General features: G+C 58.5%; 11 protein-coding genes and 1 pseudogene. 1 reads left to right on the forward strand and 11 read right to left on the reverse strand.

Features of this window, described 5'->3' with window-relative positions; all coding sequences use genetic code 11:
- Window positions 1–46: 46 nt before the first annotated feature.
- The 11 genes from ACP7AL_RS22515 to ACP7AL_RS22565 form a co-directional block, all read right to left on the reverse strand.
- Window positions 47–3244, reverse strand: coding sequence for an efflux RND transporter permease subunit (locus tag ACP7AL_RS22515; RefSeq protein WP_024920073.1), 3198 nt, complete (start codon window positions 3242–3244; stop codon window positions 47–49).
- Entirely contained in the window at window positions 3241–4656 is a 1416-nt protein-coding gene (locus ACP7AL_RS22520) for an efflux RND transporter periplasmic adaptor subunit (protein ID WP_024920074.1), read from the reverse strand. The genes ACP7AL_RS22515 and ACP7AL_RS22520 overlap by 4 nt, the downstream gene beginning before the upstream one ends.
- Window positions 4656–5060 (reverse strand): FixH family protein, encoded by a 405-nt coding sequence (locus ACP7AL_RS22525; protein WP_024920075.1) that lies wholly within the window; start codon window positions 5058–5060, stop codon window positions 4656–4658. The genes ACP7AL_RS22520 and ACP7AL_RS22525 overlap by 1 nt, the downstream gene beginning before the upstream one ends.
- A gap of 96 nt (window positions 5061–5156) precedes the next feature.
- Window positions 5157–5558: a hypothetical protein gene (locus tag ACP7AL_RS22530; protein ID WP_343299491.1), complete on the reverse strand. Its 402-nt coding sequence runs from the start codon at window positions 5556–5558 to the stop codon at window positions 5157–5159.
- A 149-nt stretch (window positions 5559–5707) separates the two neighbouring features.
- Window positions 5708–6001, reverse strand: a complete 294-nt coding sequence (locus ACP7AL_RS22535) for a DUF411 domain-containing protein (RefSeq protein ID WP_343299492.1) — start codon at window positions 5999–6001, stop codon at window positions 5708–5710.
- A gap of 17 nt (window positions 6002–6018) precedes the next feature.
- Window positions 6019–6513, reverse strand: coding sequence for a class I SAM-dependent methyltransferase (locus tag ACP7AL_RS22540; RefSeq protein ID WP_235099779.1), 495 nt, complete (start codon window positions 6511–6513; stop codon window positions 6019–6021).
- Window positions 6514–6724: 211 nt separating this feature from the next.
- Complete coding sequence (locus ACP7AL_RS22545) at window positions 6725–7708, reverse strand: arsenic resistance protein (RefSeq protein WP_024920078.1); 984 nt, start codon at window positions 7706–7708, stop codon at window positions 6725–6727.
- A 170-nt stretch (window positions 7709–7878) separates the two neighbouring features.
- On the reverse strand, window positions 7879–8865 hold the full coding sequence (locus tag ACP7AL_RS22550) for a L,D-transpeptidase family protein (RefSeq protein ID WP_024920079.1): 987 nt from the start codon (window positions 8863–8865) through the stop codon (window positions 7879–7881).
- Between the two features lie 45 nt (window positions 8866–8910).
- Window positions 8911–9396, reverse strand: a complete 486-nt coding sequence (lspA, locus tag ACP7AL_RS22555; RefSeq protein WP_162832199.1) for a signal peptidase II — start codon at window positions 9394–9396, stop codon at window positions 8911–8913.
- Window positions 9397–9421: 25 nt separating this feature from the next.
- Window positions 9422–10171, reverse strand: coding sequence for a cytochrome c biogenesis CcdA family protein (locus tag ACP7AL_RS22560; protein ID WP_024920081.1), 750 nt, complete (start codon window positions 10169–10171; stop codon window positions 9422–9424).
- 125 nt (window positions 10172–10296) lie between these two features.
- The gene (locus ACP7AL_RS22565) at window positions 10297–12822 is read right to left on the reverse strand and encodes a heavy metal translocating P-type ATPase (protein ID WP_425994444.1); all 2526 of its coding nucleotides are present in this window, start codon (window positions 12820–12822) and stop codon (window positions 10297–10299) included.
- Between the two features lie 68 nt (window positions 12823–12890).
- Here ACP7AL_RS22565 and ACP7AL_RS22570 point away from each other — a divergent pair.
- Window positions 12891–13211: pseudogene (locus ACP7AL_RS22570) on the forward strand (MerR family transcriptional regulator); the annotation flags it as partial.
- Between the last annotated feature and the right edge of the window lie 117 nt (window positions 13212–13328).

Raw genomic sequence — 13328 nt, forward strand, 5'->3', positions numbered from 1 at the left:
AGATACTTGATGAACGCCGCTGCCGATAAGACCATCATGATTCAGCTCACTCGGCGGGTTCCGAAACAAGTCGCGAGTCTTCCTTGATCGGCTCGATGGCCCACGACGGCGGATGACCGTTTCCGCGATTATTCGCCGGCAAACGGAAGCCCTTGATCAACCCATAGATCGCGGGGATCACGATCAGCGTCAGCAACGTTGACGAGATCATGCCGCCGATCATCGGCACGGCGATGCGCTGCATGATCTCAGAGCCAGTGCCAGTGCTCCACATGATCGGCAGCAGCCCCGCCATGATAGCGACCACCGTCATCATCTTCGGTCGCACCCGCTCCACGGCGCCCTCCATGATGGCGTCGTAGAGGTCGTGACGGGTCAGTGTTCGCTTTTCGGCGTCACGCTGCGCCTTGATCTCGGCAAGGGCCTGATTGAGGTAGATCAGCATCACCACGCCAGTCTCTGCGGCGACCCCGGCCAGCGCGATGAAACCGACCGCGACGGCTACCGACAGGTTGAAGCCCAGCGCCCACATCAGCCAGATGCCGCCGACCAGCGCGAACGGCAGCGACAGCATCACGATCATGGTCTCGGTGATGGAACGGAAGTTGAGGTACAGTAGCAAAAAGATGATCAGTAGCGTCACCGGCACCACGATCTTCAGGCGAGCCGTCGCGCGTTCGAGATACTCGTACTGGCCGCTCCAGACCACATAATATCCCGCCGGGAACTGAATGCTGGCCTGCACCGCCTGCTGCGCGTCGGCAACATAGCCGCCAAGATCGCGGTCGCGGATGTCGACGTAGATATAGGTGGCCAACTGTCCGTTCTCGGTGCGGATCGATGTCGGCCCTCGCGCCGGTTCGATCTTGGCGACCTCCCCAAGCGGCACTGCACCTCCGGCCGGCATCGGAATCAGAACGTCGTTGGCGATGGCCTGTGGATTCTCGCGCAAGTCCCGGGGGTAGCGCATGTTGACGCTGTAGCGCTGACGGCCTTCTACTGTTGTGGTTACCGTCTGGCCGCCGAGTGCGGTCGCAATTACGTCCTGAACATCCTGGACCATGATGCCATAGCGCGCCAACGCCTCACGGTCCGGTGTCACGTCGAGATAATATCCGCCGATGCCCCGCTCGGCATAGGCCGACGACGTTCCGGGCACAGCTTTTAAAACCTGCTCGATCTGTTTCGCCAGTTTGTCGATCACGACCAGATCGGTCCCGATCACCTTGACGCCGATCGGCGTCCGGATACCGGTCGACAACATGTCGATGCGTGCCTTGATCGGCATGGTCCAGGCGTTCGAGACGCCGGGGAACTGCAGGGACTTGTCCATCTCTGCGATCAGGCCATCAATCGTCACGCCCGGCCGCCATTGCTCCTTGGGTTTCAGATTGACGATAGTCTCGAACATCTCGGACGGGGCCGGATCGGTCGCGGTTGCTGCACGGCCGGCCTTGCCGTAGACCGACGCCACCTCCGGAAACGACCGGATGATCCTGTCCTGCATCTGCAACAGTTCGCCCGCTTTGGTCACCGAAATTCCCGGCAGCGTGGTGGGCATGTAGAGCAGCGTGCCTTCGTTGAGGTTAGGCATGAACTCGGTGCCGAGCTGACGCGCCGGCCACACCGTCACCACAACAATTGCCAGCGCGATGAGGATCACCAGTGCCTTGGCACGCATCACGGCCTTGATCACCGGCCGATAGATCCAGATCAGGAAGCGGTTGATCGGATTCTTGTGCTCCGGAACGATCTTGCCGCGCACGAAAATGATCATCAGCGCCGGAACCAATGTCACCGACAGCAACGCAGCAGCGGCCATCGCAAACGTCTTGGTGAATGCCAACGGGCTGAACATCCGGCCTTCCTGCGATTCCAGCGTGAAGATCGGCATGAACGACACGGTGATGATGAGCAGGCTAAAGAACAGCGCCGGCCCGACCTCGGACGCCGCGTTTATCAGTATGTCGACTCTTGACCGCCCGGGTTCAGCTCGCTCCAGGTGCTTGTGCGCATTCTCGATCATGACGATCGCCGCGTCGACCATGGCACCGATCGCAATCGCGATACCACCGAGGCTCATGATGTTTGACCCTATTCCAAGCAGCTTCATCGCACCGAACGCCATCAGCACGCCGACCGGCAGCATCAGGATGGCGACCAGCGCACTGCGGACATGCAGCAAGAACACGATGCAGACGAACGCAACGACGATGCTTTCCTCCAGCAACGTATGCTTGAGCGTGGCGATGGCCGCATTGATCAGGTTGGAGCGGTCATAGACCGGAACGATCTCGACCGATTTCGGCAGGCTGCTCGCGATCTCCTTGAAGCGCTTCTTCACATTCTCGATCACATCAAGCGCATTGACGCCGAACCGTTGCAGCACAATGCCGCTGGCGACTTCGCCCTCGCCGTTAAGTTCCGCAATCCCGCGCCGTTCATCCGGTCCAAGTTCGACGCGAGCCACGTCCCGCAGCAGAACCGGCGTGCCGTTGTTTGTCTTCAGCACGATGTTGCCGAGGTCGTTGATTCCCTTCAGATAGCCTTTGCCACGAATGACGTATTCGAACTCGGAGAGTTCGACGGTGCGGCCGCCGACATCCGCGTTACTGGCGCGGATCGCGTCGCGCATCTTCTGCATGGTGATGCCGAGATCGCGCATGCGTTGCGGATCGAGGATGACGTTGTACTGCTTGACGAAGCCACCGACACTCGCGACTTCAGCGACACCTTCGGCCTTCGCGAGCGCGAATTTCAGATTCCAGTCCTGGATGGTCCGCGTATCGGCGAGGTTGAGCTCCTTCGACACCACCGCGTATTGATAGACCCATCCCACGCCCGTGGCGTCGGGACCGATCGTCGGGCTTACACCGGCGGGCAACCGCGAGGCCGCGCCGTTGAGGAATTCAAGTACCCGCGAGCGGGCCCAATAAATGTCGGTGCCATCTTCGAAAATGACGTAAACGAATGACACCCCGAAGAACGAGAAGCCGCGCACGACTTTGGATCGGGGCACGGTCAGCATCGCGGTCGTCAGCGGATAAGTGACTTGGTCTTCGATCACTTGCGGCGCCTGGCCCGGATATTCGGTGTAGACAATCACCTGGGTGTCGGAGAGATCCGGAATCGCATCGAGCGGCAGATGGACCAGTGCGTAGATGCCGGCGGCGGCGGCGAAGCCGGTGCCGAACAGGACCAACAGCAGGTTGCGAGCCGACCAACTGATAACGCGGGCGATCATTGCTGGCCTCCCGCGTCCGAAAACCCTTTAAGGGCGGCCTTCAGATTGCTTTCCGCATCGATCAGGAAGTTGGCCGAGACGACGACAGGATCACCCTCCGTGAGGCCCTGTCGGATTTCGACATAGCCGTCGCCGCGATGGCCGAGTTTCACCTCGCGCGGCTCGAAGCGCCCTTGTCCTTTCTCGACGAATACCGCCTGACGATTGCCAGTATCGAGAACGGCACTTTCAGGTACGGTAAGCACAGGCTGCGAGCTGCCAATATCGATATTCGCATCGACATACATGTCGGGAAGCAGAGCGCCATCCGGATTGGACAATTCGATCCGCACCCGGGCGGTTCGTGTTTCCCGATTCACTTGCGGATAGATGACACTGATCTTCCCGGCGAATTCGCGGCCAGGAAAGCTGCGCGCCCTTACGGTTACCGGCTGTCCAACCGAAATCGTGCCGAGACTGCGTTCCGCGACGTCGATCATCGCCCAAACCACGGACGTATCCGCAACCCGGAACAACACATCCCCGGGCTGCGCGCGCATGCCTTCAATGGCGTTACGTTCGAGCACAATGCCGTCGCGCGGAGCCGACCAGTCGATGGTGATCGGAACGGTGCCGCTCTTCTCCATGGCGGCAATTGCCGCGTCGGGAACGTCGAGGTTCATCAGCCGTTGTCGCGAGCCGCGACCATACACGGCCACCCCGCTCGTCCCTTTCGATGTGATGGTGGCGATGTATTCGGCGGCCGCCGAGGCCACGGATGGACTGTAGATTTCCATCAGCGGCTGGCCTTTGCTGACCTTGCTGCCGGTGGTGACGTTTGCAACTTTCTGGACCCAACTTTCGGCCCGCATCGAAATGACGGAGATGCGGCGCTCGTCGAGTTGGATCGTGCCTGGCGCGCGAATGAGGGTTCGAATGACGCGCGATGTGGCGGGTTCGGAGCTGACGCCGGTACGCTGGATCTTCCCTGGCGAAAGCTTCACCGATCCGTCGTCACTGTCCTCGCCCTCATAGACCGGAATGTAATCCATCCCCATCGAATCTTTTTTCGGCGTCGGCGACGTATCCGGCAGTCCCATCGGATTGCGGTAGTATCTGATCTTGCGTTCTGTGGTTGTCGCGGGTGCGCTCTCGGTCACTGGCGTTTCGTCGAAACTGACATCGGCGCTCGCAGGTACGACCGTGTAGTCACCTCCGTTTGGCGCCTTCTTTGGCGTTAGTGAGTAAAACGGTCTGCCGTCAGGATCCTTGTAGTAGATCGTTGCGCTATTCATTTGCGCCGCTGCGGGTGCCAGAACCGCCCGGTCTGCCCCTTCGGCTGGCTGATGTTGACTGCGACCCGCGATGAATCCGCCACCCACCGCCGCGATCAACGCGGCGGTGGCGGCAATAGCCAGGCTGACCGGTCTCATCACTGCGCCGTAATGACGAGTTTGCTTTCGACAGTGCCGGTTTCGCCCTGGACCTTTGCACCGAGAGAAAGCTGCCATCGGCCCGCCATCCCAAACGTCGCCTTGAACTTGTAACTGCCCGGCTCCGCGCCCGGAGCGGGCACGATCTTCGTCGCCATTTCCTGCATGCCATCGGGCGCCATGTCGAGACGCGTTGCGAAGATCACCGCATCAGGCACCGGCTTGCCGGTGGTCTTGTTGACGAGCCGAACCGTAACGATTTTGTCCGGGCCAGCCTTGACGGTCTGATCGACGAGCTGGAACTCATAGTCTTTGATGTCGGCGCGTGCGGCGGTGACCGATCCGGTCATCGCAATACCGATGAGCGCGGCCCGAACGGCGCGCGTGTAGTTGAACGTCTTCATTTTCAATCCTCAATGTCCTGGTCTACCGCAAGCGGCATGCATTTTACCCGCTCAGCCTGAAGGCCGAACGGCAGCGAACCGGCGCCAAAGCGCCGATTAGATCAGGATTCGAGGAGGATGGTCGGGGGGAGAACCGTCGAGGCTATCGGCGATCATATCGTTGAAAGCTGAGAACGGGCGGCGAGTTGGCGGAGGTGCCAAAATTTCGGTCGCCATAGGAGGTTCAGCCTGAGCAACGGTCAGTGTGCACATCGCGCGAAGCGGACAATCCCGGCAATCGTTGCTCTTCTGCGTATCCGGACAGCAAGGCATGTCGGCGGACATCATCGACATATCGTTCATCTCGCCCGCCGGCAGCAGTTTTGCCGCCGCTGGCGTGGCCAGCGGCGATGCAACGAGCCCAACGATCGCAAAGACCGCCAGCAAACGGCTGATGAATCGGCAAAAATCCATGACCTTAACATCACATAGGATCGTGGACTTGGGAAGACGGATCACATTACAAATTCGCCACCACAATGAGGGTAACGATCGCGCGATCGTTACCTACGACATGGTTATGAGAACCGCCTTAACCGGCGATATCCCCACCGATGAAACGCATAACCATTTGACGGCCGGAAGCGCCGAAAAGAACGACCTCATATTTATCTGGCACGCCGCCTTTCCATCCCGGGTGATCCTACCGGGGACCGCCAACCCGACGGCATGGGCCGCTTCTCTAACAGTTGTCGTACAGCGGCTGCAGGGACATGTCCCTCGAGGACATATCCGCCCACTTCAGCGGTATGACAAGCGGCCAAGTCAGACGGCACGCCGAGACGACTCCGGACGCCGTGAAGGCTTGTCGCTTCCTCGACCTTAACCGCGAAGTTAGCATCCTTGAGATGGCGCACCCAGCCTGAACAGCAACCGCAATTGGGTCTAATGACCACGATCACCGACCCCTCCGCCCCGTTCAGCTGCGGCGTGCGCGGATTATGGCGATGCGGCCGACTATCTCGGAAACGGTATTCACGCGACGTACACCATCAAACCCTGTCTGCTTGATTAAATTCAACCAACTGCCGTCGAGATGGGGCTTCGCGGTCTCAGAGCCGAACAAGTAGCCGGTGCCGCGAAGTGCGTGGATCTCTCGCCGGTGCAGCGGCTGGTCGAAGTCGGCAATGTGCAGTGTACCGCCGTGCCGCAATACTCGCCTCATCTCCTTGAGGAGGGCAACCTTATCACTCTGCCGTAAAGGATGCAGCGCGAGCGATAAGATCACCTTGTCGAATGATGCAGCACGGCAATCGATGCAGTACTGATCCCCGTGCAAAAGCTCGAGATTGCTTAAGGGGCCGCGAACGCTCTTGTTTGATCCCGCAGGCTGTACGGCAGAAAAATGTACGGCGGGATACTGCCGTGCAAGCACCTCGCACAAGCTGCAACCCTCCGCGCTCACCTCCAGCACTCGCTCGCCTGAACGTAGCGCGGATTCCTGTATCAGCGGCTCACACCAGGTTCGCGCCCGAATAGTTAACCGGTAGCCCCATTTACATACGAACGTGAGCAATCGAACGCGCACCGAACTCATGTGTGATGAAGGGCGAGTTATAGGCATGTCAGTATGACCGCGTACGCGAGTGTCTGTGTTGGCCAGGGTCCGTTCGCATCTGTTCAGGTTAGGCCGCGTCGGACAATGACGGGGCCGGACCGAGTTTCCCGATGAAGCGAACATAGAGTAGTTCGCTGACCAGCTCGACAAGCGTCTGCGCTACAATGACGGCAGGCAATACCGGGACTGCGCCGGGTATTGCAAATGCAAGCGGCAGCACCACGAGCGAATTCCGCGTCCCAGCACTGAAGGCAACTGATCGGCCGGCCGGCGCATCGAGACGGAACAGTCGCCCAATGCTCCAACCGATCAAGGGCGCGGAAACCGCGAACGCTACATAAATTGGAAGCACGTGCAACACAGCATTCATTGCCGACCCAAGCCGCGGCACCACGGCGGCGGTGACCACGAGCAGGACAAGCGCTGTCGCCGGCACCGCCAGCATCCCCAACACCGTTGACATCCGAGTAATGGCGTTGCTGCTCGCAGCCCATAACTGCACGACGGCAGCAAGAACGAGAGGAACAGCAATCAACCACACGAATGCATGGACGAAAGGCCCGAACTGCACGAGACCGGCGGCATCTTCCCCAAGCAACAGACCAAGATAAATCGGTAGCAGCAGCATTTGCAGAATAAGCAGGGCTGGTGTCGTCGCCAGCAACAAACGGGCATCGGCTCGGCCCAGATGTGAAAACGTCACGACGTAATCGATGCAAGGAGTGAGCAGCACCAAGAGCACACCAAGTCTCTCCATAGAGCCAGCAGGGAGGAGTTGAACAAGCGCCGCCACGAGAAGCGGAACGGCGATGAAGTTCGCGATGAGCAGAGCTGCGAGGAAATCGAGCCGAGCGAAATGTTGCCTGAGGTCTGCAAGCGGTACCTGTAGAAAGGTCACGAACAGCATCAGTGCAAGCGCAGGATTGACACCGGCCTCGAGAGTAGTCGTGCCAGGGAGAAGCAAGGCGCTTATGCCTGCCACCACGACGGTACCAAAATAAATACCGATTTGCCGGTTCTCCAGAATAGCCCTGATACTCTGACTGTCCATTCTCTCTCTCGTCTTGGCCCGATTATGAGCGGAATCGGAGCTTCCTATGGTCAGCGGCCGACTTTCAGCCACCCTTCAACGGCTTGAATTTTCAAGCTGCTTAACGTCCTGCCGGCAGGTGACCGTGCTCGACCTCCCTAATCCATCTCAGCGCTCGCAAAGCAATGCAGTTATTGGATTGGCATTTCTAGCGGCTCTCCCTTTAACGCCTCCAGCCGACTGACCTCGGCGACGTTGAAGCTCGCATATGATGAGGGTACCGCGTCCAATAAGCGCCGATAACTTTTGTGCATGTCTCCATCGAGGTAAACGCGTTTGAATGCACCAGTGCCGGCGCGCACGAGCTGAGCTACCTGTTGGGTGTCGTTGCGTTGCTTTTCCTCAACAAGTGCCGCTGTTTCTGGTTCATACACCAATTCCGGGCAGGGCCGAGAGGCGCGAAGCGGGCCCCGAGGCGCGCTCGCATTGAAAACGTAGTTCCCGCCGCACGCGTCAACTCTAGGCTCGTGACGCACAACCTCGAAATGATCCGAACCTTCCTTCAGATTCTTCCAAAACGCAAAATTTGGATCGGCACGGTATTTGGCCAGATTCTCAGCTGTCATGCGAAACGGTAATGCTTGAACTTGGATGGCCTTTTGGCCGCCGGCGAACGCCTCCCGCGCAAGCGCATATATTTCAGCCATCCCGTCATTCGTCATCGCGTAGCATCCGCTCGAAGTGCATTCACCATGCACCATCAAATGACGTCCAGATCGACCGTGCGCCCGATCGACCTCGTTCGGAAATCCCAGATCGAATGAAAGAAAGAGCTCCGAGCGAGGGTTCATTTGCTTAGGCGTAACGAGATAGAATCCCTCAGGGGCCTGACGGTCTCCTTCCCGATTTTTCGGACCTAACTGGCCGGACCATCGACAAATGCCGTACGTCTTCAGCAAAGCGTAACGGCCGCTGCTCTCGCGTTTCCACACTTCAAGTTCATTTTCCTGTTTGAAGATGCGCACCAAGATCGGGGCTGACGAGGTCATTCCCTTGGCCTGCATGTCTGACAATAAGACTGTGGGTATCGGCCGCAGATGCTTAGCAGCGTCAAATTGAGGCGTCGAACATCCCAGGAGAATGACTGAAACCATAAGTGTGGCGATGATCTTCGACAATTCGAACTCCGAAGCGTTATAGAGTGCAAGCCGTGCTTACAAACATCAGCGTTCTTCTTGTGTGCTTGCCGTGTTGGCGCTGCCCGGTTGTGTGACGAAATGCAACATCAGCAGAGATGTTCCGCAGACGACCCCGACGTCGGCCATGTTGAAGGCCGGCCAGTGCCAATTCCCGAGATGAAAATCCAAAAAATCAGGTACGGCACCGCGCCGTAGGCGGTCCGTGGCATTCCCGAGCGCTCCACCGACGATCAAGCCGATGGCAACGCGCACGAATGGGACGTTAGCGCGACCCAACCAGACCAAAAGGGCTGCGGACATCGCGATCGCGAATGCCACGAAAATCCACGCCGGAACACCAAGGCCTCCAAACAGCCCAAAGCTAACTCCGGTATTCCAGCCCAGCACTATGTTAAAAAACGGCGTAAGGCTGATCGTCGCCGGCGGATTCATGAGATGATTGAGTATCCACCATTTGCTGGCTTGGTCTATGATGTACCATGTTGCAGCCACCGCCAGTGTTGCTCGCATTATCACACTCCACCTGCGCGCCTGCTCAGCCGATTTGACCCAGCATCGGAAACGTTTCGAAGAACCAGATCGCAACGTCAGTGAGATGACCGGTAATCATTGCAACCCCCATAGCGATCATCACGAATCCGGCAATCAACTGCAAAATGCGACCGGCGCGTCCAAATTTTCCCAAGCGTCCGACAAATCTGCTGGAAAAAAGCGCCGCCAGAACGAACGGCAACCCAAGGCCGAGAGAGTAAATGGCAAGCAGCGCCACACCGCTCGCGCCGGAGGAAGACGAAGCCGCGACTGCAAGGATTGCGCCAAGGACCGGACCAATGCAGGGCGTCCATCCAAACGCAAATGCAGTACCGAGGAGATAGGCAGAGACCGGTCCTGTGCCCGGCCGTGCGATTTGCACGCGCGTGTCGCGCTCGATCCAAGCAGGACGCCAGAGGCCTGTCGTAAAGATACCAAACAGGATTACCAGTAGACCGCTAAGTATATTGATTTCGTATCGATAAACTGCGAGCACCAAGCTCAAGGCGTTGGCGCCGGCACCAAGTGCCACAAAGATCGTCGTAAATCCGAGGACAAAGCATACACTCAAAAACAGTACGCGAAGCTGCATCCGAGCCGGGACCGATTGATCGCCGTCCGCCGGTGGGAGGCTTTGACCTGCAACATATGAGATGTATGCCGGCACCAGGGGAAGGACACACGGCGATAGGAACGAGACCGCTCCGGCCGCGAACGCCGTGACAATGCCGACGACGGAAAGATCAAGCGTCATCGGTGTATGCCCAAGAAATAGCTCATCAACCCAAGAACTTTCATCCGCCAGCTTATTTCAGTGAGTGCGCCCAGTTTCGCCTCTGGCGTCAGAGGCAGTCGAACCACGGCCAGTCGTCGATGGATTTACGTCTGAGCTGACTGGTCGCGATTTAATAGTCGGAGCCCGTTCAGCACGACGAGCAGCGAAGCCCCGACATCGGCTGCGATGGCTCCCCATAGCGATGCCCATCCGACGATCGTCAGACCTGTAAAAAGCAATTTGACAGCAAGCGAGAAGCCGATGTTCTGCCGGACGATGGCCAGAGTCGCCTTGGAATGACGAATGAGCCAAGGCAGGCGCGATAAATCGTCCTGCATGAGAGCGATATCCGCAGTCTCGATGGCAGCATCAGAGCCGATTGCTCCCATGGCGATGCCAACGTTCGCGCGTGCCATCGCGGGAGCATCATTTACGCCATCTCCAATCATCCCGACATGACCGTACCGCGCGACCAACCTTTCAACAGATTCGACCTTCTGTTCGGGCAAGAGCTCCGCGTGCACCTCATCGACGCCAGTTTCCCGCGCGATCATTTCAGCAGTGGCCCTATTATCGCCAGTCAGCATCACGATGCGCTCGATACCTGCCGCGTGTAGGTCGGCCACAATACGCTTGGCCTCCGGTCTCACCGCATCGGCGACGGCAATCAGGCCCCAGATCTCGCGGTCATCGCCAACGCCGATAACAGTACGTCCAGCACTTGCAAGAGCATCGGCTGCTTGAAGCGCCTCGGTCGAATTCGAAAGCCCATCGTGTTCTTCGATAAAGCGACAAGATCCCAACCAAGCATGTTGCTCGCCGATGCGACCGACAACTCCTTTGCCGCGCACTGCCTGGACCCCACTGGCAGGGGCTGCCGCTATTCCGGCTTCGGCCGCCTTTTCAAGTATCGCGTTCGCCAAAGGATGCTCACTGCGAGCTTCAAGGGCAGTAGCCAACTTCAGCAGTTCGCCCTCGCTGTGATTGTTGAAGGTGACGAGTTCGACGACCTTGGGGCGTCCTTGCGTCAGCGTGCCGGTTTTGTCCATGGCGATTGCCTTGAGCTTCGACGGTGTCTCGAGATGCACGCCGCCTTTCACCAGCACGCCTTGTTTCGCGGCGCCAGCCAGAGCCGCCACGATGCTCACCGGAGTGGAGATGACGAGTGCGCAAGGGCACGCGATGACTAGAAGAACCAGGGCGCGATAAAACCATACGTCCCATGCTCCGCCGAATATAAGCGGCGGAATGACGAGCACCGCCACAGCAAGCCCCATGACGCTCGGCGTATAGATTCGGGCAAAGCGTTCGACCCATTGCTCGGAAGGCGCGCGGCGGCTTTGCGCGGAGCCCACCATTTTGATGATGCGGGCGAGCGTGGTGTCTTGCGCGCCCTTTGTGGTTTCGATTTCCAGCGCACCTTCGCCATTGATCGTTCCGGCGTAGACCACAGAACCTTCCGATATCGAGACGGGGACGCTTTCGCCGGTGATGGGAGCTTGGTTCACTTCGCTTGCACCGGTCAGGACGATTCCGTCGAGCGGAATTTTATCGCCAGGCCGTACAACGATGTGAGCACCGATTGACACCGCCGCGACAGGAATTTCCTTCTCCGTTCCGCCTCCAAACTTCACGCGCGCAACGGCTGGAGCCAGTTCCATCAGCGCTGCTACGGCCCGACGCGCGCGCCCAAGGCTCCACGCCTCCAGCGCCAGGGCAAGCGCGAAAAAGAATGAGACGGTGGCCGCCTCGAACCATTGGTGAATCGCAACAGCACCCGCGACGGCAATGACCATCAGCAAATTCATGTCAGGCCGCAGACGTCGCGCGGAAAGTAGAGCCTTCGGCGCGACATATCTGATCGCACAGACGACAGCCAGCGCATACGCCAGGATGGCGGCGATTGGCGCAGGTGCGAACACCCCAGGAGTTTCACTGAGCGCGGCAAGCACGCTTCCCGCGGACGAAGCATGAATGGCAAAGCCAAGTGCAGTCAGGATTCCGCTGGCTGCCGTCAGGAGTGATTGGGTGCGTCGCCTTCGGTCTTCGGCAAGAGCACCTTCAGTCTTCGGGCCTTCGGTCCACTGTTCCGCACGCATGCCAGTCCGCGCAACAGCCTTCTCGATGCTTGCCAACATGGCTGCATCGGGATTGCCGCTCACGGACATCCGGCCGTTGATGAGATCGAATACAAGCCTGTCCTCGCCGACCAACGATCCGACTTCGCGCTTGAGAGCCGCGACTTCGTCCCCGCAATCCATACCATGGATCTTGAACACCACTCCGTCTGGGACTGCGGCAGGTACGGGAGCGGTGAAAGCAACGTCGCCAGCGCAGCCCACACAAACGGTGTCCGTCGCCGATACGCTCAATGGTGTCTTTTGGTCGCTTAACAATTCCGCGACCATACCTGTGGTGGCGACCGCAACTAAAATGGCATTAATCCCTGGGGAAACACCTGGCGCAACGTCCATCCGACCGGCCTTGGTGTCGAAGGAGAGGTTGTCTTCACCACCCACAAGCGGACCAACCGCGCTCTTCAGTTGACGGATCTCGTTTTGACAATCGAGGCCTACGACGCGGAAGGAAAGCGGCTGGGTCACCCGGCTCGGCACGGAAAAAACTGTCACTTGTCACCTCGACTTTTTCGACGTGACTACTCATATAGACCCTGTAGCAACTAGAGGGTCAATGGCGCATGTCCGTGCAAGTCCTAAAAATCGGCGACCTCTCCAAGGCAACCACCACCAAGGTCGAGACGATACGGTACTATGAGAACATTGGCCTTCTTCCGGCACCCAGTCGCACCACAGGCAATTACCGGTCTTACGCTCCGGAGCATCTGGCCAGACTAAGCTTTATACGCCGCGCAAGAGAACTGGGCTTCACATTGGACCAAGTGCGCAACTTGCTCGACCTTTCCGACGAAAAGCAGCGATCTTGTGAATCTGTAGACGCAATCGCTCGAGAACATCTTAGACAAGTAGACCGCAAGATATCGGACCTAAAGGCCCTCCGGGAATGTCCCGAGCCGTGTTGAAATTCGCTCGGCAGGCGTCGCTGTTTGAACAGGCTACGCGGCCTTGGCTTGCTGTTCAAGATCGGGGTTGATGGAATGCTTGACCTGATGGGCAAG

The organism is Afipia sp. DC4300-2b1, from assembly GCF_049895725.1.
Taxonomy (GTDB): Bacteria; Pseudomonadota; Alphaproteobacteria; order Rhizobiales; family Xanthobacteraceae; genus Afipia; species Afipia broomeae.